21 protein-coding genes, 1 tRNA gene and 2 pseudogenes are annotated in these 22,101 nt (G+C 69.9%); 7 read left to right on the top strand and 17 right to left on the bottom strand.

Annotated features, from left to right (window positions below):
* Positions 1-23: 23 nt before the first annotated feature.
* Positions 24-359: a DUF6458 family protein gene (locus ABZ857_RS06355; RefSeq protein WP_357038376.1), complete on the top strand. Its 336-nt coding sequence runs from the start codon at positions 24-26 to the stop codon at positions 357-359.
* 12 nt (positions 360-371) lie between these two features.
* Here the strand turns inward: ABZ857_RS06355 and ABZ857_RS06350 are convergent, their stop codons facing one another.
* Positions 372-806: a hypothetical protein gene (locus ABZ857_RS06350; RefSeq protein WP_357038373.1), complete on the bottom strand. Its 435-nt coding sequence runs from the start codon at positions 804-806 to the stop codon at positions 372-374.
* A 92-nt stretch (positions 807-898) separates the two neighbouring features.
* On the opposite strand from ABZ857_RS06350, the gene ABZ857_RS06345 reads away from it, so the two are divergent.
* Positions 899-972, top strand: a tRNA-Pro gene (locus ABZ857_RS06345).
* Positions 973-1,701: 729 nt separating this feature from the next.
* On the opposite strand, the gene ABZ857_RS06340 is transcribed toward ABZ857_RS06345, so the two are convergent.
* The 10 genes from ABZ857_RS06340 to ABZ857_RS06295 form a co-directional block, all read right to left on the bottom strand.
* Positions 1,702-1,890, bottom strand: coding sequence for a DUF1905 domain-containing protein (locus ABZ857_RS06340; protein WP_357038370.1), 189 nt, complete (start codon positions 1,888-1,890; stop codon positions 1,702-1,704).
* Between the two features lie 306 nt (positions 1,891-2,196).
* Positions 2,197-3,444, bottom strand: a complete 1,248-nt coding sequence (locus ABZ857_RS06335) for a hypothetical protein (protein WP_357038367.1) — start codon at positions 3,442-3,444, stop codon at positions 2,197-2,199.
* Between the two features lie 3 nt (positions 3,445-3,447).
* A complete protein-coding gene (locus ABZ857_RS06330) occupies positions 3,448-5,046 on the bottom strand; it encodes a hypothetical protein (RefSeq protein ID WP_357038364.1) in 1,599 nt (532 codons plus the stop codon).
* 334 nt (positions 5,047-5,380) lie between these two features.
* Positions 5,381-6,373, bottom strand: a complete 993-nt coding sequence (locus tag ABZ857_RS06325; RefSeq protein ID WP_357038361.1) for an endonuclease/exonuclease/phosphatase family protein — start codon at positions 6,371-6,373, stop codon at positions 5,381-5,383.
* Positions 6,374-6,698: 325 nt separating this feature from the next.
* Positions 6,699-7,958 carry a hemopexin repeat-containing protein gene (locus ABZ857_RS06320; RefSeq protein WP_357038358.1) on the bottom strand — a complete coding sequence of 420 codons (1,260 nt, stop codon included), beginning with the start codon at positions 7,956-7,958 and terminating at the stop codon, positions 6,699-6,701.
* A gap of 5 nt (positions 7,959-7,963) precedes the next feature.
* Positions 7,964-8,629: a hypothetical protein gene (locus tag ABZ857_RS06315; RefSeq protein ID WP_357038355.1), complete on the bottom strand. Its 666-nt coding sequence runs from the start codon at positions 8,627-8,629 to the stop codon at positions 7,964-7,966.
* A gap of 2 nt (positions 8,630-8,631) precedes the next feature.
* A complete protein-coding gene (locus ABZ857_RS06310) occupies positions 8,632-9,408 on the bottom strand; it encodes a hypothetical protein (protein WP_357038352.1) in 777 nt (258 codons plus the stop codon).
* 173 nt (positions 9,409-9,581) lie between these two features.
* Complete coding sequence (locus tag ABZ857_RS06305; RefSeq protein WP_357038349.1) at positions 9,582-10,064, bottom strand: hypothetical protein; 483 nt, start codon at positions 10,062-10,064, stop codon at positions 9,582-9,584.
* A gap of 27 nt (positions 10,065-10,091) precedes the next feature.
* Complete coding sequence (locus ABZ857_RS06300; protein ID WP_357038346.1) at positions 10,092-10,652, bottom strand: sigma-70 family RNA polymerase sigma factor; 561 nt, start codon at positions 10,650-10,652, stop codon at positions 10,092-10,094.
* Positions 10,653-10,658: 6 nt separating this feature from the next.
* Positions 10,659-11,801, bottom strand: coding sequence for a S8/S53 family peptidase (locus ABZ857_RS06295; protein ID WP_357038344.1), 1,143 nt, complete (start codon positions 11,799-11,801; stop codon positions 10,659-10,661).
* Positions 11,802-11,993: 192 nt separating this feature from the next.
* On the opposite strand from ABZ857_RS06295, the gene ABZ857_RS06290 reads away from it, so the two are divergent.
* The 3 genes and pseudogenes from ABZ857_RS06290 to ABZ857_RS06280 all read left to right on the top strand — a co-directional run bounded on the left by ABZ857_RS06290 (position 11,994) and on the right by ABZ857_RS06280 (position 16,243).
* On the top strand, positions 11,994-14,891 hold the full coding sequence (locus tag ABZ857_RS06290) for a CHAT domain-containing tetratricopeptide repeat protein (RefSeq protein ID WP_357038341.1): 2,898 nt from the start codon (positions 11,994-11,996) through the stop codon (positions 14,889-14,891).
* A 356-nt stretch (positions 14,892-15,247) separates the two neighbouring features.
* A complete protein-coding gene (locus ABZ857_RS06285) occupies positions 15,248-15,553 on the top strand; it encodes a transposase (protein WP_357038338.1) in 306 nt (101 codons plus the stop codon).
* Positions 15,435-16,243 (top strand): annotated as a pseudogene (locus tag ABZ857_RS06280) (IS256 family transposase). Before ABZ857_RS06285 ends, ABZ857_RS06280 begins: the two are co-directional and overlap by 119 nt.
* A gap of 239 nt (positions 16,244-16,482) precedes the next feature.
* On the opposite strand, the gene ABZ857_RS06275 reads toward ABZ857_RS06280, so the two are convergent.
* The 6 genes and pseudogenes from ABZ857_RS06275 to ABZ857_RS06250 all read right to left on the bottom strand — a co-directional run bounded on the left by ABZ857_RS06275 (position 16,483) and on the right by ABZ857_RS06250 (position 21,130).
* Positions 16,483-16,860 (bottom strand): hypothetical protein, encoded by a 378-nt coding sequence (locus tag ABZ857_RS06275; protein ID WP_357038335.1) that lies wholly within the window; start codon positions 16,858-16,860, stop codon positions 16,483-16,485.
* Between the two features lie 14 nt (positions 16,861-16,874).
* Entirely contained in the window at positions 16,875-17,645 is a 771-nt protein-coding gene (locus ABZ857_RS06270; protein ID WP_357038421.1) for an FHA domain-containing protein, read from the bottom strand.
* 691 nt (positions 17,646-18,336) lie between these two features.
* Positions 18,337-18,555 carry a hypothetical protein gene (locus tag ABZ857_RS06265; RefSeq protein WP_357038433.1) on the bottom strand — a complete coding sequence of 73 codons (219 nt, stop codon included), beginning with the start codon at positions 18,553-18,555 and terminating at the stop codon, positions 18,337-18,339.
* A 2-nt stretch (positions 18,556-18,557) separates the two neighbouring features.
* A pseudogene (locus ABZ857_RS06260) lies at positions 18,558-19,140 on the bottom strand (transposase family protein); the annotation flags it as partial.
* Positions 19,141-19,269: 129 nt separating this feature from the next.
* On the bottom strand, positions 19,270-19,617 hold the full coding sequence (locus tag ABZ857_RS06255; RefSeq protein WP_357038332.1) for a hypothetical protein: 348 nt from the start codon (positions 19,615-19,617) through the stop codon (positions 19,270-19,272).
* Positions 19,618-20,146: 529 nt separating this feature from the next.
* The gene (locus tag ABZ857_RS06250; RefSeq protein ID WP_357038329.1) at positions 20,147-21,130 is read right to left on the bottom strand and encodes an IS481 family transposase; all 984 of its coding nucleotides are present in this window, start codon (positions 21,128-21,130) and stop codon (positions 20,147-20,149) included.
* Between the two features lie 89 nt (positions 21,131-21,219).
* Here ABZ857_RS06250 and ABZ857_RS06245 point away from each other — a divergent pair, with 89 nt between their 5' ends.
* Both ABZ857_RS06245 and ABZ857_RS06240 read left to right on the top strand, forming a co-directional pair.
* Positions 21,220-21,501, top strand: coding sequence for a hypothetical protein (locus ABZ857_RS06245; RefSeq protein WP_357038326.1), 282 nt, complete (start codon positions 21,220-21,222; stop codon positions 21,499-21,501).
* A 311-nt stretch (positions 21,502-21,812) separates the two neighbouring features.
* A partial coding sequence (locus ABZ857_RS06240) for a hypothetical protein (RefSeq protein ID WP_357038323.1) occupies positions 21,813-22,101 on the top strand: 289 nt, incomplete at its 3' end.

The following is a 22,101-nucleotide window of genomic DNA, read 5'->3' as shown; positions in this document are numbered from 1 at the left end:
GTTGACCAGCAGAGGAGGTAGCCATGGGCTTCGGGGCCAGTCTCGCCTTCATCGCGGTCGGCGCGGTTCTCGCGTTCGCCGTCAAATGGGACGTTCCTGGAATCGACCTTCAAATGATCGGCTGGATTCTCATGGCCGTGGGGATCGTCGGCATGGTGCTGACCGGTCGCTACACCCGCCGTCCGCGGACGGAGGAGACGGTGGAGACCATCGAGCCGGACACGATGTACACCGTGGACCCGGCGGCCGAGCCGCACGTCCACGTGCAGGAGACCGAGTCGCACACCGCCGTCCACCCGGGCGAGCGCCACGTGCACGTACGGGAGGAGACCACGCCCCTGCCGCGCGACGGTGTGTGAGCAGCCGTACGGTCAGGGAGTGGTGCCCGCCGCGTCCGTGGCTTCGCGGGCCTCGGCGAGGACCCGGGCGACGTGCGAGTCGTCCCCGGCGGGCACCTCGTGGAAGCCCCGCTCGGGGTCGTAGGCGATGTCGAGCCCGTTGTCGACCAGCCGGCTCGCCCACCGCAGGGCGGTGTTGAGCTTGTCCTTGGGAATCCGGCGGCCCTGGGCCGCGGCGGAGAGGTTCCGAAGGTTGGTGGCGGGCCCGCTCTGGCTGTGCTCGCGCCGGAGCTTCCACGGCAGGGCACGGCTGTGGTCCGTCATCGGCTTGGACAGGCCGGCCGCGCGCTTCGCCTGCAGGATGCCCGACTCCGTCACACCGAAGTGCTCGGCGAGGCGGGCGTTGGTCCAGCCTTCGGCGGCCAGCCGGACGAGTTCTTCCTGGTCGATGCGCGCCTTCCTCCCCATGATCGCCAGCCTAGGCCCACTGGCGCGGTTCGTGTACGCACGAGGGCGGAAACTGCGCTAAGGTTTGGGTGTGCCCAGGGAGACCGGGGCAACGGGACGTAGCGCAGTTTGGCAGCGCACTTGACTGGGGGTCAAGGGGTCGTGGGTTCAAATCCCGCCGTCCCGACACTGTTCTAGCAGGTCGGAGCCGTGATCACGCGAGAGTGATCACGGCTTTTCTGTTTCTCGTTGCTCGTTTGTTGCTCGGACGAGCCGTCAGTTGCCGACACCCCGCTGTCTTACGTTGCCGCAGGCTGCCGCCCTTTCCGAGGCATCGAAGCCACTGCGCTCATCAAATGTTCAAACCGTCAGGCTGCAGTGATGAGGCTTTGATCTACAATGTAAAGGACGGCACCAAGGATCAGCTCTGGGCGCGCCCCACATCCTTGTGCTCGGCGGATGTGACTAGCTGCCCAGGCTGGCTGGGACTTGGTAGTCAGCCCGCCCCGCCATCGCCCCCAGGCCGTGGTCGAAAGGCTCCTCCACTTCCCCCGGCGCTCGGCTTGTGCGTCACCTTTCCCCGCTCCCGCCGCTACTGATGGGGGCGGCGGTTGGTGAGTCGAGCTAACGGCCCGGCAAATCAGCCTGGAGGCGTCCGCGCGGCCCTTCAACACGGCCTGGCGGTTACTCGCGACACGGACTCGGCAGGACGGGCCACAGTAAATGGTTAGTGCCGTCGGCGTTGCACTACTCTGTTCGCCCGGGCGGCGGCGAAGACGGCCTAGCTTGGTGTCATTTGGCCGTAAGTCCGAACGTGACTCGAAGGCGTAGCTTGTCCGCCTTGCCGACCGGCGTGTGCGGGATCGACTCGACCGGATGGACATCGCCATCCAGGCCGTACCGGGACAGGATCGTCTCAACTGCCTCTGGGGGGCGCCGACGCGCAGTCGATGAGCTTGACGGCCACGGTCGCGATGTCGCCTGCGTCGAGGGCTTCGGCCGTGCGGACAGCGCGCTTGATGGGCAGCACGTAGCTACCACGCGCGCTGTCCGGGAAGATCGCGGTCGTCCACGTGCTGCCGCCGACCGTGACCCGTACCCGCAATGAACCGGGAGGCGCGTTTGGTCACCACCGCTGTCGTTATGGAGGGCCGTACCCAAGGTGAGGTGGCCCGGACCTACGGGGTCTCCCAGGGGTGGATCAGCTGGTAGCCCGCTATCGGGCAGAAAGAAGCACCATTCCAGCCGCGGTCACGACGACAACGGCTCACCGGCCGCACTCGACCCCAGCACCGTCGAGCCGGCGATGCGATTCATGGCCACTACTTCCCTGAATATTCCTCCTCGCCTTGCCTCTTCATCTGAATCTCGAGGACGGCTCCCGCGTGATGAATTGCGCCGGTGCTATCCCTTACGAGGGAGGAATGATAGGCGGGACCTGGCATAGCCAGGCGATCGCCTGCATTCCCGATCTGCTGATCTCGCCCTTCGAAACATCGAAGTGGGCGCCCGAAACACTGAAGGGGCCGAGGCTTATGCCCTGTTTCAGGATGGTTTCGTCGGCTTCCGACCAGGTGGCGCTGATCACGAGGTCCTTGACGACCAGCATGCCGACAGTGACTAGGGTCATCACGCCGAACGGACCGGTGGCAGAGCCGGTACTGATTCCGCCCGGCGGTTGGCCGGGGACCTTCCACTGCGAGGCGGTCAGGAAGACGTCATCCCACCACGGCCGGTCGAACCGGACCAGGCAGTACTGGAACGACACATGGAACCCGGTGGAGGTGACCGGCGCAGTGGGGGTCCCTTTGATCACGATCTCCGGGTCGGGCCGGGCGAGTATCTTGGGCAGAATCAACCGACGGCGCAGATCAGGTTCTGCGATCGGCACCGCGAGTAACGGATCCGGCTCCCGAATTGGCTCTAGGTGGGAGGGCTTGAGCCTGATCAGCCCGTTGAGGTCACGGACGCGCCGGTGGTCACCGCCTGCGATCGGCTGTGCCAGTTCCGGGGAGGGGTTGAGCCTGATCAGCCGGTCGAGGTCACGGACGCGCGGGAGGTGGCCTCCTATGATCGGCTGTACCAGCTCCGGGGCGGCGAATCTGATCCGCCACTCCGGCACCCGAATGGGCCCAAGCTGACGGCCGCCGTCCGGGGGGTGATCCTGCGAGTCAAGGCGGTAGCTCTGCCATGCGTTACTCGCGGGATTGTCCCAGTCGGCTGGGGTCATCTGGGTGGCGTAGTAGGTGTCGTGGACGCCGACCGGGTTCGGCCCACCCCCGGCCAAGACAAGCTTGTTCTCCTCCAGCAGTCGAATGGCTTCCTTCCGTTTCGCGGTGAAGGAGGAAAACGCCGGTTCGTCTGTCGAGAGCGGGGCGCTGCCTTCGATGGCGGCGCCATACCAGCGAGACAGTCTGGTGCCCGACGACGGCAGATACCACCCCCGTGCCAGTCCGGCCGGATGCGGCACCTGATCGGCGAGTTGAGCCGCACGCTGCTGGGAAAAGAGAGCGCCATCAAAATCTTGGACTTCCAAGGGTGTGCCGAGGTTGTCGAGGAGCAGGAACAGCGAGCCCGGCCCGCTTCCCACGGCGAGCGGGAAGCATTCGGCGAAGAAGGCTTCGAGGTTCCTGGCGAGTTCGTCGATCGTGACGCCCATGGGTCACTGCTCCGGCGGCAGCGACGGGTCGGCCTTGGGCGGGCTGAGCGGGATGATCTCACTCAGCCAGGCGACGATCTGGGTGCCGTTGATCTCCAGGGTCTGACCATTGAAGCGTGCCCCGAAGTCTGCGCTGTGGTCGTTGCCGTTTTCGTCCTTGAACGAGCTCTGGTGGTGGTCCTCGGAGTGGTAGCCGCCGGCGTCGAGGCTGAGTGGGCCCAGCACCGGGATTCTGATACCGCCGCCCGAGGAGCTGCCGCTCGTCGAATACTGCGACTCGTGCCGGGACCACCAGCTGCTCAGCGTAGTCGCCACTGTGCCCCAGTTCTCGGCCGTGACCCTTACATTCCGGACCGCGAGGAGATGGGTCGGAATCATCGGCAGGAACGGCTTCTCGGTGTTGACTTGGCCCGAGATCGTCCCATCGCTGATCGTCTTTTCCCGTTCGCCACGCAGGTACCAGCTGCGCATTCGGAACAGGTCGGTGGTCAGCCAGGGCCGTTCGATGGTGAGCAGGGCGTATTGCAGCTCGATTGTCAGGTTGCTGGCATCGCTGGTGAACGTGGTGCCGTCGCTGCCCTGATTGGAGAACCCGGCGCTGCCTGACGCGTTGTGCTCGTCGTGGCGGCCGTGGAAGCCGAATCCGAAGATGCTAATCCCAGCATCTCCGCCGCTGGCCGAGGAGTCGCCGCGCCACTCGCCGGTGCTCAGGCCGTGGCCATGCTGCTCGAAGTGCTGGTGGTACTCCCTAGTCTCGATCTTGAGATGGGTCCAGCCTGTGTCGTCGACATCGCTCATCGCCCACTCGCTCGGCATCACTCGGGAGTACGGCGTCTTCACGGCCACGATGCCGGTTAGAGCAAGGGACCAGGCCTCCATCCGCCGTCGGGCGGCCGCGATCATGCCCTGCTCCATAGGTATGCCAAGGGATTCCACGGTTGCCAGCGCGGCTTCGACCTCGTCGGCGCCCTGGGCCTTCCACTTGTCGAAGGCCTGGTCTACGTCGGTCTGGAACGGCGCGGCCAGAACCGGCCAGGAGTCCCGCTGTGCGGGGTCGGCAAGGATCCTGTTCTGCGCGACGACAAACGCCGAGGTCGCGTCCGAGTACGCCTTCTGGTTCTCCAGGTAGCGTTTGTAGAGCGGTGTGGGGTCCCTGTCCGGCGTCCACAGCACCTTGCGCGCCTCAGCAACCCGGGCCTCGATTTGGGGCGAGCGGGCCGGTGCCTGCTCGGCCTCCATGGCTTGCAGAATGCCCTGGTAGGCGACCGTGAGCTTGCGGCCACCGCCGCTGTAACTCACCAACGTGCCATCGTCGGTGACGACGAGGAGTGAGTCGACGAGTTCCGCCGTGTTCGAGGCGGCCGCCATCGCCCGCTTAACAGACTCGGTCGTGGGCGCCCCGGGCTGACCCGGGGTGCCGCCCGCTGGATGCCAGGGCAGGCCATAGTCACGCGGGCTGACGGGCCGGCCGGGTACCTGCTGGGAGAAGACAAACCCCTGTGTCGTGCCGCTCCCATCGGTACGCGTCGGACGGCTCTGTTTGACCTGCGTGATGATCTGACTGAGCATGGCCGCCACCATGACCTCCGGTTCGTTCTCCATATCGGCTCCTTTGCTCGTGTGACTGGTTCATCGTCTACGGCTATTTCTTCATTGGATTCGCGGAGTGGAGCGCCGCCCCGGGTGGGAATACCGGCGACGACCGTGGTGAGCTGCGGGCTGTCGCCGCGCTGCCCGACGGTCAGCACGATCGACAGCAGCTTCTGCCCTTGCTCGCATGCCAAATGCAGCTAGGTGGTCAGCCCGGCACGAGGGTGACCCAGCGCGTGATCGCCTGATTCCTGGCCGCTCACGCCGGCGATCGGCTCGGCCTGAATCACCCTTTTCCGCACAGCCACGGCGTCCTGGGGCGGCGGGTTTTCGGTGCTGGTGAATGTCAGGGGCTGAGTCGAGCGAAGACCATGGCGTGGTCGGAGGCTGGCGCGTCGCGGCGGCTGGTGGGGTCTTCGGTCATCGAGGGCAGCCCGTCGTGCGGGCCGGCCGCGTCCGCCGGCTGCAGTGTGTGGACTTCGAGGGCGCGGGCGAGGAGGGCGTGGGAAACGAGCAGGTGGTCGATGAGTTCGCCGCGGCCGTGGAAGACCCGGGAGAACCGCTCGGCGGCGGGGATGCGGGGGGCGAGGTTCCATAGCCGGGTCTTGTCACCGCGGTCGGGCTGGTCGGCGCCCGGGGTGCCCAGTTCGGAGCCGGGCGGGCCCAGCAGGATCTGGGTGGTGGCGGCCTTCGGTTCGTCGTTGAAGTCGCCCATCACCATGACCTGGCGCGCCTCGCCGTGACCGGCGAGCAGTTCGTCGGCCAAGGCGCGTACGGTGACGGCCTCGGCGGTGCGCCGGTACAGGGCGTAGGCCGCTATCCGGGCCCGTTCGCCCTCGTCGCGAGGCTGGAAACGGGGCCGCCCATTGGGCCCTGGCGGGAACGACAGCAGCTTGCTCTTCAGATGCGCGACGATCAGGTCGATGGTCCGGCCGTCGGGTTCGGTGACGCGGACGGCCAGGGCGCCCCGGCCCATCTGGTGGGTGGTCGTGCCGTCATCGCCGGCCTGAATCGCGGACAGCTGCTGAGGGAAGGTCGCTTGGTCGGTGACAACCTCGAACGGAAGCCGAGACAACAGCCCGACCCGAATGGGATGCCCGGTATCGAAGATTCCGGAGGTGACGTGCTGCCACTCATTTCCCAAATGGGCCGCCAGATCGGCGAGCGCGTCGGGGTCGCCGACCTCCTCCACGGCCAGGACGTCGACGCCTGCCCGGGTGATGGTCGCGGCCAGGCCCTCGATTTTGGCGTCGTACGCCGCCTGGCTCGTCGGACCGAACTTGCCCCCCGGCGTGAATTTGAACAGGTTCTCGACGTTCCAGGTGCCGATAACAGTCATCGTCGTTTTCCCTCCTCGCCTGTCAATGAAAAGTACGCGCAATCCGTGCTTACAGCCAGAAGCGCATCTGTCGCAATTACCATAGGGCCATTACGACTTTTCGAAATATCTCGCCGACCTCGGATCCGTACTGTGGGTGATATCCGGGGTCTCGCGCCGCGCCGGCGCCATGGTGACGGCGGTGAGGTGCCCGGCGCCGACGTCAACACCGTTGACGCGTTCCGCGATGCCGCGTGGGCACCCCGGCCGCGTGGCCGTCTGCTGCCGGTCGTGGAAATCCTGCCGGGTTCAGCATCGCTGCTCCTGAAGTGTGTGGGGAGGCCGCTCATAGGGCGGAGGGGTAGTAGATGAGGGACCGGTCGAGGCCGCGGTCGACCACGGCGGCCGCGTTGCGGAACAGGTGGAGGTTCGCCCGGTTCCGGGGGGCGATGCCGGGGTTGCCGTCCTCCCGCAGGTGGGACTGGGCCGCCGCCTCTTCCCACCGGCCCGCGTTCGCGGCGGCGGTGAAGCCCGGCCAGCGGGTGGGGAAGTACGAGCCCGTCCAGGCGATGCTGTGCGCCCCGAGCCGGGCGTCGGCGGGCCAGTCCGCCCACCCGGGGAAGAAGGCCGACAGCCGGGCCTCGTTGATGTCGAACCGCTTGCGGACGAGCTCGTTGATCGCGGCGCCGGGCAGCTCTAGGGTGTGCATGGCCTTCGCCGCCAGGTGGCCCTTCCTCGCGAGGTCGGGCGCGTTTTTGATTCGGTGCCACTCGGCCACGATCTCCTCGCGGGTGGCGGGCGTCCCGGTGTCCTTGTGCACGAACGGCAGGGCGGCCGCCTCCTCGGGGGAGTCGACGAGGTTGCCGACGCCCGTGGTGACCAGGCCCTTGACGTCCTGGTACAGGTAGGGGACCCGTCCCTCGAACTGTTCGCTGAACTCGGGGAAGAAGTCCCTGACCGAGCGCGCCGAGCCGGTCGGCGCGTCCGGTGTGACAGGCTCGGGAACGTCCTCGGCCAGCGGCCCGATCGGCAGCCCCCGCCAGTTCTCCTCAATGGGCCGGGGATAGCCCTCGACCATGGAGCCGTCGTCCGGGTCGAGCCTCGCGTACTCGTCCCCGCAGAAGATGTACGGGTTGCCGCTGGGCCACCACAGCGCCGTCTCGATCCGCGGGAACGCTCCAGGCCAGTCGTCGGCGACCGACTTGACCTGCGGGTCGATCTGGCCGGTCGCGCCGTCGAATTCCTGGTACTCCTGCCTGCGGAAGAAGTAGGCGTTGCCGCTGCCCCACAGGATCGCGGCGTCGATGCCGGACTCGAACAGTCCGGGCCACATCTCGGCGATTGGCCGCGGGCCGTCCAGCACGGTCCCGTTCTCGACGTCGTACGCCAGGCACTGGTCGCCGCGGAAGAAGAAGACCGAGCCGTCGCTCCACGGCAGGGCGGCGTCGATGTCCGCCTGGAACAGGCCGGGCCACTGGTCGGCGATCGCCAGCGGGTAGCCCTCGTCGACTCCGTCGGCCTCGACGTCGTACCGGATGTAGCGCTCTCCGGTGAAGAAGTACGCCTTCACCCCTGACGGGGCGACGAACCCGCACAGTTTGTCCACGGCCGTCACCGCCCCGCCTGGGGCGCGGGCTCACCCTGCACCGTGCCGACGTGGCGGAACCCGCGCGACTCGACCAGCGTGCCGCCGGCCGCCTCGATCCGCTCGACCGTCCGGGGCCGCAGCCGCATCTCCGCGAAGTCGCCCGTCGCGGCGATGAGGTACTCGATCCGGCCCTGGTCACCCTCGTCGCGGGTCCAGATCGCGCCGGTCACCGTGCTGAACCGGGACGGCGTGGCGATCTCCTCCTCGATCGCGGCCACCAGCTCCTTCTCCACGGGGTCCTGGATCATCCGCGGCGGGAGGTGGACGACGGCCATCACCAGCGAGTGGGCCTCCCCCGTCCGCAGCACGTCCAGCGCCGTCTCCTCGTCCGGCACCGCGCCCGCGACGAGCCGGCGGCGCGGCTTCTTGGCGTCGGCGCCGAGCCGAGCGATCCGGGGGCGCATGCCGAAGAACTCGATGTCGCTCACCAGGACCGAGTTCACGACGCAGCGGTACGCCGGCGGGAACCCGTAGCCGGCCTCGCGGTACAGGCTGCGCACGAACAGTGCGCCGGGCGGGTGCGGCAGGTCGCCCGCACCCGGCATGACGTCGCCGGTCATGGCCTCCTCGAAGGCGGAGTCCACCGCCGAGGGGTGCAGCCGGATGTCGCAGAATGTCAGGTTGCGCATGCTCAGGCCGCCGTTCCGGTGACGCCGATCTGCATGTGGATGTGGTTCTTGTGGGCCTCTCGGCCGTGCTTCGTCCCGGGGGCGGTGGCCGGGTGGTCGGGGTGCATGATGTAGCTGCGCTCGCCGATGGATGTGGGCGTGTCCAGCCCGTCGGGGCGGTCGGTGCGGTCCTGCCACTCCGAGGCGATGAACTCATACAGGGCGCGCCAGAAGTCGCGTGTGAACGGGTCGGCGTTCTCATTGTCGAGCCGGTAGGACGTGCCGGCTCCGGTCCCGGGCGGCCAGGTTCCCCCGGGGGTCGCGGGGGTCGACACGGTTCCCCAGTTGTCGTTGACGGTGAACGCCCACGGTTCGCCGTCCTGGGTGACCGCCTTGACGCCGACGAAGTCGACCGCGCGGCCATGGCCGTGGCAGTCGATGCGCGGGCGGCCCTGCTCGTCGACGCCGCCGCCGGAGATCCCGAGGTGGTACAGCTCGACGACGTTGTAGGTGTCCTTCAGCCACTGGCACAGCCGCACCAGGGCGAGCGCGTTGCGGGGGTCCAGCCGGTCGGGCGCCGACGGGTGTCCGGGCTGCCCGATTCTCAAGGTGCCCGATGCCAGGTAGCGGATGACGACTCCGGCGACGTTGCCGTCCTGGGGCTGCTCGCCGTCCCAGCCGTCCAGGCTCACGCCGTCCGGGCTGCTCGCCCCCTCCAGCCGGATCACGTCGCCCGACTGCAGGTCGAGCAGCTCGGCGTAGGCGTCTTCTTTGCTCATCGCTCGTGCGGGATCGCTCACGATCCTGGTCCTTCCGATGCGGTACGTCACCGCTGACGCGGTGGCCTGTCGCACTACGGACGGCGCTGGGGGACCGGTGATACAGCGAATTTCCCGCGAGTTTGCCGGCGGGCCGCGGCCGGGGCCCGATCCGGCCGGGGCGCGGTCGCCCCTGCAGGAGCCGGCGCGGTCGTCTACGGCTGGGGGTCGATCCAGCCGGTGATGACGGCGGCCCCGGCGGACGTGCGGACGTGCAGCCGGAAGCGCCCGGCCGGAACCGGCTCGATCACGAACCAGCCGACCTCGTCGACCGGGACCTCCCGGACGGGGCCGTCGTCGTCCCGCACGAGGACCGCGCCGGGCTGCGCGGGCACCAGTTGCCCGCGCACCGCGTCGGGATGGATCTCGGCCTCGATGGACAGCTCGCCGGCGGCGAAGCTCAGCACGCGCGGCCCCGAGCCGTCCGGCCGCGGCTCGTCGCGCAGCCCCGCCGGTTCCCGCGACGGGAGCAGGGAGTCGAGCTGCACCTCGGCCAGCTCGGCGTCGGCGGTCCGCCACGCGAAGGCCGCCTTCCCGGCACGCACGAAGGACTCGGGCACCCGGGCCTCGCGCACCGCGTGCCCCAGCTCCTCGAGCAGCCGGTCGTCGTCGTCCCACCAGCTCGGTACGTCCGTCACGCCATCGCCCCCGTCCACGTCGACCGCCTAGGCCAGCTGAAGGGCGGCCAGCGCCCGGCTCCTGCGCAGCCTATCCAGGCAGCGCCCGCGGTTGGGGCCGATCGCCCCCACCGGGACGCCGAGCGCGGTGCTGATCTCGGCGTAGGAGGCCGGCGACTCGGCGAACAGCATGCTCAGCAGCTCGCGGCACTGGGCCGGCAGCTCGGCGAAGGCCGTGCGCAGGGCGTGCCGCCGCTCCGCCGCCAGTATCGCGCCGTCCACGCCGTCCTCGTTCCCGCGGACGTCCGGCTCGGGCTCGTCCACCGGAACCTGCCGCTTACGGGCGCGCAGCAGTTGCAGGCACTGTCGCTGGGTGGTGCGGGCGAGCCAGCCGGGAAGGGCGGCCGGCTCGTGCAGCGTGCCGAGGCGCTCCACCAGCCGCAGCCAGACGCCGCCGGCGACGTCGTCCGCGTCGCTGCCGGTCACGCCGTACCGGCCGCACACCCCCCAGACCAGTGGCGCGTACCGCTCGACGATGGCGTCCCATGCCGCGGCGTCGCCCTCGCGCGCCCGGAGCACGAGATCGATGACGACCGGATCGTCGCGCATGACGCGTCAGCCCTGAAGCGGGTAGGGCCGGACCTCGGCGGCCTCGGCCAGGAGCATGTCCAGCGCCTGCCGGGGCGTCACCGAGCCCGGGACCGTGCGGGCGGCGACCGCGCCGCTGACGAGTGCGGCCGAGAAGGAGGTGCCGCTCCACCGGGCGTGGCCCTGGAAGGTCTGGGGGCCGCCGTCGACGTCGACCTCTCCCGTGAGGTACGAGCCCACGACCCCCTCACCGGGTGCCAGGCACGCCACCCATGGAAGGTCTGGGCTCCACTCGGACATGACCGGAAATCCGTCCCCCGTGCCGTACGCGCCGACCGCGACGACGGGCGGGACGGCGGCCGGCCAGCAGGCCGAGCGCCGGCTGCGTCCGGAGCTGAGGTGGGGAAGCGCGCCGTGGTTGCCCGCGGCGGCCACGACCAGCACCCGTGGGGCGAGCCGCTCGATCGCGCGGGCGATAACCAGCGGGGGCCCCCCGGATAGCGTGAAGCAACCGAGGGAGAGGTTGAGGATGTCCGGCTGGAAGGCGGCCGCCAGCCGCAGCATGGCCCGGGCCGTGTCCCAGGAGTCGGCCCGGCCCGTGCCCGGGTCCAGGACCCCCTCGACGGAGATCTCCGCGGCCGGAGCCTCCCGCTGGATGAGGCTGCGCACGAACGCGGAGTGCCCCGAGCGGTACGGGAGCGCGTGCTCCGCCGTAACCGGTCCCGTGGACGCGAGCGGGGTGTCGACGACGCCGACCCGCACGCCGCGCCCGGCATCCTCGTGCACGGCGGACTGCGGCACGTCGGCGGGACTGGCGGGCTCCGGCAGCCCGCCGTCCATCGGCTTGTGCCCCAGCACGCCGAACTGGCCGTCCCCGATGACCGCGTCCACCACCCGGTTCTTGCCGATCGTCGGCACCCAGCCGCCGCGGTCGGCGGCCGCCTTATCCCGCAGCAGGGCGAGGAGCTCGCCGACCTCGACGGGATCCTCGGCGGCGTCCCTGAGGTCGCGCAGGCGGGCCAGCCCGAGGAGCTCGTCGCGGTCGTCGGGGGCGAGGGCGGCGTGCACGATGCCGAACTCGTTCAGCATGCGCTCGACGACCTCCAGGTGCAGGAGGTCGACGATGAGTTGGTCCGATTGATGCGATGTGGTGCCCGCGTCGACTGGCATCTGGATAATGTCCTTCCCGGGATCATGACTTGTCCGGAACGCGAACTTCCTCAGACGGAACCACGAGGGCTGGCCGTGATACATCCAACGCGGGAAGAGCCGCCGGGCGCAAGAGCCATCGGGAACGCTCCAGCACGCGACCCCGCCGTTCCTGCCGACGGTGACAGCGGCGGCTCTCCGGACGGCTCGGTGATGAGGGCCGAGACGCCGGCCGGAGCCGAACCGGCGCTCGGGCCGATGGCGGGAGCCGAGGCGGTGGACGGTTCGGTGGCCGGGGTAGATGCGGTCGGCGCACGGGTGGACGGGTCACCGGAGCCGGCGAATGAGCCGCTGGCCGAGGCCGAGGCGGCACTGGCCGCGGTCGACCGCGACCCCGTCTCGGGTCTCCCGGCGGCCGAGAGGGCCGCACGGCGCGCGGCCCGCGCGGGCCACGCCGTGGCGGCGTCCACCGCCGAACGCGCCTGGGGGCACGCGCTCTTGCATGTCGGCGAGCTCGACAACGCCATCAGGCACCTGAGCCGCGCCGCCGCCTTGGGTGTGCGGGCCGGCCGCGCCGACCTGGCCGCCGAGGCGCGGTACAAGCTCGCCTTCGCGGTCCTGCAACGGGGCAGGCCGCAGGCCGCGCTGCGCGAGATCGACACAGCCCTGCCGGATCTGACCGGCATGGCCGCCGCCCGCGCCCGCGCGCAGCGCGCAATCGTGCTGCACGTCATGGGCCGCCTCGACGAGTCGCTTGCCGAGTTCGAGGTGGCGCTGCAGGCGCTGCGCCAGAACGACGACCTGCTCGGCGTGCAGCGGATGCTGATCAACCGGGCCCTCGTCCACTCCGACCGCCACGCCTTCGCCGCGGCCGAACGCGACCTGCTGGAGGCGGAGACGCTGGCGCGCGAGCTCGGCCGCCCCCTGACGATCGGCCTGATCGCCAACAACCTCGGTCTCATGGAGACGCTGCGAGGCGACGTACCGGCCGCGCTGCGCCACCTCGACCGGGCCGAGCGCATCATCGGCGCACACGGCGCCCAGCTGGGCACGCTGCACCAGGACCGGGCCGAACTGCTGCTGTCGGTGGGGCTCACGGCCGAGGCGAAGGCGGCCGCCGCCCGCGCAGTAAACGCCTACCGCCGCGAGCGCCGCTCGCTCAAGGTGCCCGAGGTGCAGGTGCTGCTCGCGCAGGCCGAGATTTTGTCCGGGGACCCGGCCGCTGCGCTCGGCCACGCCCGTGCGGCACTGCGCCGCTTCCGCGCCCAGGGGCGACGGGAATGGACTGAACTGGCCCGGTTGTCCGTCCTGTCCGCCCAGCGCGCCGCCGGCCGTCGGCCGCGCCTCCCTTCGGCGGTCATCGACGTCATGGTCGCGACACTGGACGCGGCGGGATGGCCCGCGGCCGCGCTGGACGCCGCGATCGTGGCCGCCCAGGTAACCGCTGAGCGCTGCGTCCGGCAGAGCGAAAAAGGGCCCGACCGTTCCAGAGACGCTGGTGATGCTCGGGCGAGAGTGGAGCTGACCACCGAGCGGCGCTCCCGGACGGCGGACGTGGCCGCCAGCTACCTGAGCCGGGCCGCGGCGGCGTCCCGCTCCCGGGGACCGGCGCTCGTCCGCGCGCGCGGCTGGTACGCGCGGGCGCTTCAACGGCGGGCCGAGGGCGACGCGCGCGGCGTGCTCGCCGCCGTACGGACGGGCCTGCGGGTCCTAGACGAGCACGCCTCGGCGATGGGGGCCACCGACCTGCGGGTGCACGCGGCGGCGCATCGGGGCGACCTCGTGGCGCTGGGACTGGAGGTGGCCTTCGAGACCGGCCGCCCCGACAGCCTCTTCGAGTGGTCGGAGCGCGCCCGGGCCAGTCGCCTGCTGGCCGCGCCGGTCCGCCCGCCCGACGACCCGGTGCTGACCGCGCTGCTGGCCCGGCTGCGGTCCGTCACGAGGGACTTGGCCGGCCAGGCGGCGGCGCCCGCCCCGCTGCTCGCCCGGCAGGCGGACCTGGAACGGCGCATCCTCGACCACAACCGCCGGCTCTCCGGCACTCCCGGCGGCGGGACCGCGGCCCCGGTCACGCCCCGGGACCTCGCCGCCTCGCTCGGTTCGTGGGCGCTGGTCGAGTACCTCCGCCGGGGCGCCGACCTGCACGCGATCACCGTGGTGGACGGCCGAGTGGTCGTCCGCAGACTCGGGGCGACGGCCGAGGTGGCCGACCTGATCGAGCGACTTACGTTCGCTGTGCGGCGCAACGCGCGCCCGGATGCCCGGCCCCAGGTGCTGGCCGCGTCCGTCGCGCTGCTGGACGCCGCGGCCGCCCGGCTCGACGCCCTGCTGCTCGGGCCGCTGGCCGAGATCGGCGACCGTCCGCTCGTCGTGGTGCCCACCGGGCCGCTGCACAGCCTGCCGTGGTCCCTCCTGCCGTCCTGCGCGGGACGGCCCGTGACCGTCGCGCCGTCCGCGACGCTGTGGCAGCTCGCCAGGACCCGCCTCGCTTCTGCCGACGGAACGGACGGTGACGGCGGGGGCGGGGCGCACCTGGGTCGCGCGGGCGTCGCGTCCGGAAGAGGGGTGGTCGCGGTGGCGGGCCCGCGGCTGCCGGCCGCGGGGCCCGAGGCTACGGCGGTCGGCGCGATCCACGACGGCACCGTGCTCGCCGGAACCGCGGCGTCGGTCGAGGCGGTCTCGGCTGCCCTGTCGCGGGCCGGGCTCGTGCATCTCGCCGCGCACGGCCACCTGTCGGCGGAGAACCCACTGTTCTCCGGCATCGCGCTCGCCGACGGGCCGCTGATGGCCTACGACGTGGAACGGCTACCGCGGGTACCGCACACGCTGGTGCTCGCGGCCTGCGACAGCGGTCGTTCCGTGGTACGCACCGGCGACGAGCTGATGGGTCTCGCCGTGGCGTTCCTCGCCCGCGGCACGTCCCAGCTCGTCGCCTCGGTGCTGCCGATCCCCGACGCGGCTACGACCCCCGTCATGGTGGCCTTCCACGAGCGGCTGGCCACCGGGCGCCCGCCCGCCGCCGCGCTCGCCGAGGCCCAGCGGGCTGTCCGAGGCGACGACCCGCGGACGGCCGCCGCAGCGGCCGGCTTCGTGTGCATCGGCGCCGGCTGACGAGGCGGTGGTGGCCACGCCGCCGCGCGACCTTTTTGAGCGTGAGGGGGCGGCTGTGTCGGCTCCCTGAACGGCTGAGCAGTTCGGCTTCGGCAACCCGCTCGGCTGGTGCAACCTGTGGTCACCGAAGTCGAACGACCGGCGCGTGGTGGTCCTGACAGCGCTTGTCGCGGCTTCGCTGCTCGCGGGGGCCTCGAGATCGTGAATGGCCATCCCATCTCCGCGGCGCGCACAGTGCGTACCCTTCGGGCCCGCCATTCGACCGTATTCAGGGAGCGGAGATGTATGGTGGCGCGCCCCGCCGGGTTGCGTCCACGGGAGTGGTGTAAGAGTTTCCGCTGGTAGGGCGTGGCGTCGTGAACGGCGCCTCCTACGGCGAGCGCAGCAGCGAGCGGACCAACTCCCACAACGGTTACCGCAAGCGGGAGTGGGACACTCGGGCCGCCATCGTCGATCTGGCCATCCCGAAGCTGCGGCAGGGTTCTACTTCCCCGACTGGGTGCTGGAACGCCGCCGCCGGGCCGAGCAAGCGTGGTCAGCGTCGTGGCCACCTCCTATCTGCTGGGCGTCTCCACGCGACGGGCGGACAAGCTGGTCGAGCAGCTCGGGATCGGCGGCATCTCCAAGAGCCAGGTCTCGGCCATGGCCAAGGTGCTGGATGAGCAGGTGGAGGCCTTCCGTACCCGGGCGTTGCACGGCGGCCCGTACACCTTCGTGTGGCTGGACGCCCTCAGGCAGAAGGTCGCGAAGGCGGCCGGACGGTCAACGTGCACGCCCTGGTCGCCACCGCGGTCAACGCCAACGGCCAGCGGGAGATCCTCGGGCTGGAGGTCACCGCACGCGAGGACGGTGCGGGCTGGCTGGCGTTCCTACGCGGCCTGGTCGCCCGCGGCCTGTCCGGCGTTCAGCTGGTCATCTCCGATGCCCACCTCGGCCTGGTGGAGGCGATCGGCGCAACCCTTCCCGGAGCCTCCTGGCGGCGCTGCCGCACTACTGTCCTGCGCAATCTGCTTACCACCGTGCCCAAGTCGGCCCAGCCGTGGGTGGCCACCCTGGTCCGCACCATCTTCGATCAGCCGACCGCCGAACAGGTGCGCACGCAGCACGCCTGGGTCATCGACACCCTGGCGGCCAAGTACCCGGCCGCCGCCGACCACCTCGATGGCGCCCGCGACGACCTGCTGGTCTTCGCCCTCCCCCGGGGAACCTGGAAGCAGATCTGGTCCAACAACCCCAAAGAGCGGCTGAACAAGGAGATCCGCCGCCGCACCGACGTCGTGGGCATTCTCCCCGACCGCGCCGCCATCATCCGGCTCGTCGGCGCCGTACTCGCCGAACAGACCGACGAATAGACCGAAGCCCGCCGCTACATAGGCCTGGACGTCCTGGCCAAAGCACGCCTCCGCGTGATCCGCGGCGACACACCGAACCAGGAACAGCTCCCCGGCACCCTCACCGCTTAACCTGCAAAAACGAATCACACGGTGGCAGGCTCATACATCACCTTCGTGGTCGTGACCCGATGGTCATGTCCTGACACGCATTTCGATGACACGCCCTCGAAGTATCCAGGGGACCTCGTCCGCCGCGCTCAGCCTGTGAGCATGCGCAAGATGGGAGCTCCGAGCGCCCCCAGCCAGCCCGCCAGAGCCATCAAGGGCCCGCGCAAGGACTCTCCCGCCGTGGCGAGCGCCCCCACCGATGTCAGAGCCTCGGTCAGCCTGGTCAAGCGGGTGGCGATGCTCTGGCGGTCGGGTTGTGCGCGGTCCAATTCGGTCTGTACGGCCTCTGCCTCAGCCGCCTCTGACGGCAGGCCGAGAGCCTGGAGCCGGGTCACCAGCGACGCGGCCCACTCACTGGGTTCTCCCGCGAGGAACGTGCCCTGCTGGCCGCCATGGATGGTCTGATCACCGCCCACGTTGTTGATGTTGACGGCCTGCTGGTTGCCGATGTTGAACGTCAACTCCATCCTCCAACTCGTCTCTACTGGACCGGAGCGTTCCAGGCGTGCCGGGGGTCGGTGTCTACTCGCCTGCGACGTGCGGCGGTGACGATGTGCATGATCAGTGCGACCCAGAAGAGCATGTTGCCCGCTGCCGCCACGGCCAGCGCGCTCAAGGAGACCGGCCCCAGGACGTCCCCGAATACCTCGCTCAGGTCTGGCGGGCGCGTGCTCTGCGCGCTCGCTATGACACTTCTGAAAGTGCCGAAGAACTTCAAGCCGTAGACGAGGATTCCGGCGAACATCATCGCCAAGCTCAGATAGATCAAGCGCCGTGCTCGAGTGCGAGCCGCTGCGGCCTCCCGCAGGAAGCTCTCCCGCTGCTGGAAGAAGTGGTTGTACTGGTCGCGCCCCACGTTATTGATCTGGCCGCCCGTCTGCCGGCCGACGTCGAAGCGGACCGGCCCCTCCTGCGCAGCCCGAGCGGTCGGCAACATGCCGGTGCTCCCGCCGACCTCGTACCGCGCGCGGACCATGCCGAACTGGATCACGTCGCCATCACGCAGGACCCTCGGCCGCCATACCGGTTCGCCGTTAACCGACGTGCCGTTACGTGATCCCAGGTCCTCGATGCTGGTCTGGCCGCCTGCCGCGGTGAGCGCGGCATGGATGGAACTGAGATGGGGGTCGTCGAGTCGTAGATCGGCGGCATGCCCGCGGCCAAGCGAGCGGCGTCCGGGTTCCACAGGAAGCACCGTCCCCGCGAGCTGTGTTGGGTAAATGACGACTAGGCGGGAATTATCCGGTGACATGCTCACGCCGTCTCCTCGGGGTCGGCGGCAATGTCCATGGTGCGCCGTCCGGTGGCACTTCGCCAGCCTTTCGATCGGTTTGGTCGTCGCCGGAGAGCCTCCCCTGCAGAAAAAAGGGGGATCGGGCGTGCTGCAATTCCTCTGCTTCCTCACTAGTTGGACCATCCGCCTGACAACCGGGCGACGATGCCCCGACGCCGGCGACCAGGCCCCGGGGAACTTGATGATCTCAAGCAGGCTGGTGATGTCAGGCGCACCTTCAGGGAGAGCCCGTCGTGCGAGCTGGTCGGGCGCCGACGGATGCTCGGGCTGCCCGATTCTCAAGGTGCCCGACTCCAGGTAGCGGATGACGACTCCGGCGACGTTGCCGTCCTGGAAATCCTCGCCGTCCCAGCCGTCCAGGCTCACCCCCCGTCCGGGCTGCTCGCCCCCTCCAGCCGGATCACGTCGCCCGACTGCAGGTCGAGCAGCTCGGCGTAGGCGTCTTCTTTGCTCATCGCTCGTGCGGGATCGCTCACGATCCTGGTCCTTCCGATGCGGTACGTCACCGCTGACGCGGTGGCCTGTCGCACTACGGACGGCGCTGGGGGACCGGTGATACAGCGAATTTCCCGCGAGTTTGCCGGCGGGCCGCGGCCGGGGCCCGATCCGCCCGGGGCGCGGTCGCCCCTGCAGGAGCCGGCGCGGTCGTCTACGGCTGGGGGTCGATCCAGCCGGTGATGACGGCGGCCCCGGCGGACGTGCGGACGTGCAGCCGGAAGCGCCCGGCCGGAACCGGTCCGATCACGAACCAGCCGACCTCGTCGACCGGGACCTCCCGGACGGGGCCGTCGTCGTCCCGCACGAGGACCGCGCCGGGCTGCGCAGGCACCAGCTGCCCGCGCACCGCGTCGGGGCAGACGATCTCCACGCCGGGTGGGCACGCAGCCACACCTCAAGGGCGTCGGCACCACGGCCGGGGAGAACGTCGATGCGTTCACCGGTTTCGGCGTCGGTGAGGATGGTGACGTATCGGTGGCGGCGCTTGAGAGCGAAGTCATCGACCCCGAGCACGCGGGGGACCCGCGGTGGCGGCAGCGGCAAGCGCATGAGCAGCCGCAGCGCCGTGGATCTCGAGATCGCGATGTCCAGCGCCTGTGACAGACGAGCGCCTGCCGGGCCCGCGAGCTCTCTCACCATCGCTCCCAGCTGGCCGGTGCGCCGGTTGGTGCGGCGCTGGTAGCGCTTTAGCAGCCCGGGCACCAGTTCACGGAACGTCTGACGTGGGCATCCCAGCACCGGGCAGACCAGGCGCCGTACTCTCAGCGGCACGGCCAGGTTCCGGCCGTCGACCGGGAGGTCCGTGACCGTACGGCCGCAGAAGCCGTGCACACGGCGGCGAGCACCCCGCATACTGGGCACGGCACAGGCTCATTCCGAGTGCGGCCAGGACCCGAATGAGGTCGTTCTCGTCCGCTACGTCCTCGATGACCAGATCAGACAGCCCTGAGAACACCAGACCCACCAGACATTTGTCTTCCGCACGCGCCTCAGGCTGGCAGGTGATTGCACGGCGCCACCACCGATTACGGGACAGAGCCCGGACCGGGTGTGGGATCGCCTCGCCGGGATCCGGTGGCGGTCGTCAGCGCCTTCCCGGTGATGGAGGGAGGAGGGCGACCTGGTAGCGGTCGCGGTAGGCCACCCGGGAGCCGGGAGCGTTCTTGACGCGAATCACCCGTACGGTGTGACCCGCCTCGCGCAGCTCGGCCCAGTGGGCCCGGCCGTACACACGCCAGCCCTCCTCGGTGTACCAGAACCGGAGTCGGCGGTTGTTCAGCGGCGGCAGGCGCAGCCCTTCCAGCGAGGAGCACGGACCGCCCGACGCCCACGCCCCCCGCAGCCGCGTGCCCGAGGGCCGCTCGCCGTCGTCGCGGGGGATGTCCGCGTCCACCCAGCTCGTGATCGTGTCCGCCAAGATCCGGTAGAGCATGCCGGCACCTCCCACCCCAAGGATGAGCCGGATCGCCAGCGGTGACCAGAGTGCGGAAAATCAGGCGGAGTACGGGCACTCGCGGTGGGCCTGGGCACCAGCCTCTGGGCGATCTCGGCTTCACCACCGACAGGACGTGGCCGAACACCTCCAGCAGCCGCTCGGACTCGGCACGGTGCGCCTCGCGCAGCGCCTCCAGGTGGTTCGCGGGCCTTCCTGCCCGCGCAGGTACGCGCGTACATGCGCGCGCAAGAGAGGCGCCCGGCGCCGCGGCGCGGCCTCCGCTACAAAACGACAGACGGGCGTCAGCCGGTTTCGTCGTCCGCCGCGGCGGCCGCCAGCGCACGACGAATCTGCGGCGCGGTCCCGGCGATCCGGGTCGCGTGGCTGTAGCCGGCAACCGTGCGCGCGTGGTCGCGGGCCGCATCGGCGATCTGCCCGGCCAGGACCTGCAGGCGGTGGGCCAGCGTGGCGAGCTCGTCCTCCCACCCGGTCGACGCGCGCTAGGTGTGCAACTGACGGGGCCGGGTTACACCTGGGTCGTCTTCTGCTTGAGGCGTTCGTAGGGGGCTTGGCCGCCAAGGGCTTCGTGAGGGCGATGGTAGTTGTAGTAGTCCTCCCATTCGCGGAGTTTGTCGTTGAAGACACCGGTGTCGTCGATGAGCACGCCGTCGAGAAGGCGGTAGAACTCCTCGGCGTCGATGCGGTGTGACCGCTCCACCTTGCCGTTGAGTCGTGGGGTGCGGGGTTTGATGTAGCTGTGGGCGATGCCCTTGTCCAGGGCGTGCCAGTGGAAGGCTGATTGGAACTCGGCGCCGTTGTCGGTCTGGATGACCTCGACTTTGAACGGCAGACGTTCCAGGACGTAGTCGAGGAACTGGATGGCGGTCTTCTGGTCGCATTGGGGGTAGATGCGCAGCACCCGCAGGCGGGTGCAGTCGTCGATGGCGGTGAACTGGTAGTACCTCTTGCGCCGGGGAGTGGTCGGCCGCCCTGTCGTCGAGGAGGCGGCTGCCGGCTGGCCCGCGGCTGGGGCAAGCGGCTCGATGAACTTCACGTCGATCTGCACCCGGTGGCCGGGCTGCTGCTTCTCGTAGCGCTTCCAGCGCCTGTCGCGGCGCTTGTAGCGCTGCGAGGCCGGCAGGCGGTTCATGCCCAGGCGTTTGAGGATGCGCCACACGCCCGAGCTGCTGATGTCGATGTCGTGGTAGCGCTTGAGGTACATCTGGATCTTCTGCGGACCGAAGTGATAGTGCTGCCGTAGATGGATGATCTTTCTGACGACGTCGGTGCGGGTGGCGTTCGGGCTGGTCTTGGGCCTGCTGGAGCGGTCGCGCAGGCCCTCGATGCCTTCGGCTTGATAGCGGCGGTACCAGATGTAGTAGGCGTTGCGGCTGATTCCGTAGTACCGGCAGGTCTGCGCGACGTTGCCGGTGACCTCTTCAGCGTGACGGATGATCGCCAGGCGGTGGCGGGCCTGGCGATCGAGCTGCTGCTCGGCTGATGGGGGCATGGAAGTCTCCGTAATAATCGGAGACCCGGGGTGTCAACAACCTCCGTCAGTTTTAGACCTAGGCGGTCGACGTGGACGGGGGCGACGGCGTGACGGACGTACCGAGCTGGTGGGACGACGACGACCGGCTGCTCGAGGAGCTGGGGCACGCGGTGCGCGAGGCCCGGGTGCCCGAGTCCTTTGTGCGTGCCGGGAAGGCGGCCTTCGCGTGGCGGACCGCCGACGCCGAGCTGGCCGAGGTGCAGCTCGACTCCCCGCTCCCGTCGCGGTGCGCGGGCAGCTGGTGCCTGCGCAGCCCGGCGCGGTCCTCGTGCGGGACGACGACGGCCCCGTCCGGGAGGTCCCGGTCGACGAGGTCGGCTGGTTCGTGATCGGACCGGTTCCGGCCGGGCGCTTCCGGCTGCACGTCCGCACGTCCGCCGGGGCCGCCGTCATCACCGGCTGGATCGACCCCCAGCCGTAGACGACCGCGCCGGCTCCTGCAGGGGCGACCGCGCCCCGGCCGGATCGGGCCCCGGCCGCGGCCCGCCGGCAAACTCGCGGGAAATTCGCTGTATCACCGCTCTCCCGGCGCCATCCGTAGTGCGACAGGCCACCGCGTGGGCGTGGCCTGTCGCAGCTCCAGCCACGAATGCCACAGCTACGTACCTGCGACTAGCCTCATCCAACGAAAGGATCAGGAATGCCACGTACGCGTGAACGCGTCCTAGCGGTCTTACTTGCTGTGCTCGCCGCACTCGCGTTGGCGGGCACAGCCTCACCGGTCGGCGCGGCTACCACAACGCCCCCGATCCTGTGGTACAACTCGGCCAACGGCTCGGGCGCAATCGGCACCATCGACGAGACCAGCAATAGTCACGTGACGCTGCGTTCATATCCGGCGGGGGCGTTCTCTTCGCACTGGACCCACGTCGTTGTCGTGGGGAGCCGGATCCTGTGGTACAACTCGGCCAACGGCTCGGGCGCAATCG

This window comes from Microbispora sp. NPDC046933 (assembly GCF_040644635.1).
GTDB lineage: Bacteria > Actinomycetota > Actinomycetes > Streptosporangiales > Streptosporangiaceae > Microbispora.
This window is presented reverse-complemented; position numbering and strand designations above follow the sequence as displayed.

Coding starts and splice junctions, on each gene's coding strand:
- ABZ857_RS06290 (WP_357038341.1), top strand. CDS start 11,994: ATGAGGGCCGAGACGCCGGCCGGAGCCGAACCGGCGCTCGGGCCGATG.
- ABZ857_RS06255 (WP_357038332.1), bottom strand. CDS start 19,617: ATGCTCTACCGGATCTTGGCGGACACGATCACGAGCTGGGTGGACGCG.
- ABZ857_RS06330 (WP_357038364.1), bottom strand. CDS start 5,046: ATGGAGAACGAACCGGAGGTCATGGTGGCGGCCATGCTCAGTCAGATC.
- ABZ857_RS06275 (WP_357038335.1), bottom strand. CDS start 16,860: ATGGAGTTGACGTTCAACATCGGCAACCAGCAGGCCGTCAACATCAAC.
- ABZ857_RS06350 (WP_357038373.1), bottom strand. CDS start 806: ATGGGGAGGAAGGCGCGCATCGACCAGGAAGAACTCGTCCGGCTGGCC.
- ABZ857_RS06270 (WP_357038421.1), bottom strand. CDS start 17,645: ATGTCACCGGATAATTCCCGCCTAGTCGTCATTTACCCAACACAGCTC.
- ABZ857_RS06300 (WP_357038346.1), bottom strand. CDS start 10,652: ATGCGCGACGATCCGGTCGTCATCGATCTCGTGCTCCGGGCGCGCGAG.
- ABZ857_RS06355 (WP_357038376.1), top strand. CDS start 24: ATGGGCTTCGGGGCCAGTCTCGCCTTCATCGCGGTCGGCGCGGTTCTC.
- ABZ857_RS06325 (WP_357038361.1), bottom strand. CDS start 6,373: ATGACTGTTATCGGCACCTGGAACGTCGAGAACCTGTTCAAATTCACG.
- ABZ857_RS06250 (WP_357038329.1), bottom strand. CDS start 21,130: ATGCCCCCATCAGCCGAGCAGCAGCTCGATCGCCAGGCCCGCCACCGC.
- ABZ857_RS06295 (WP_357038344.1), bottom strand. CDS start 11,801: ATGCCAGTCGACGCGGGCACCACATCGCATCAATCGGACCAACTCATC.
- ABZ857_RS06315 (WP_357038355.1), bottom strand. CDS start 8,629: ATGCGCAACCTGACATTCTGCGACATCCGGCTGCACCCCTCGGCGGTG.
- ABZ857_RS06335 (WP_357038367.1), bottom strand. CDS start 3,444: ATGGGCGTCACGATCGACGAACTCGCCAGGAACCTCGAAGCCTTCTTC.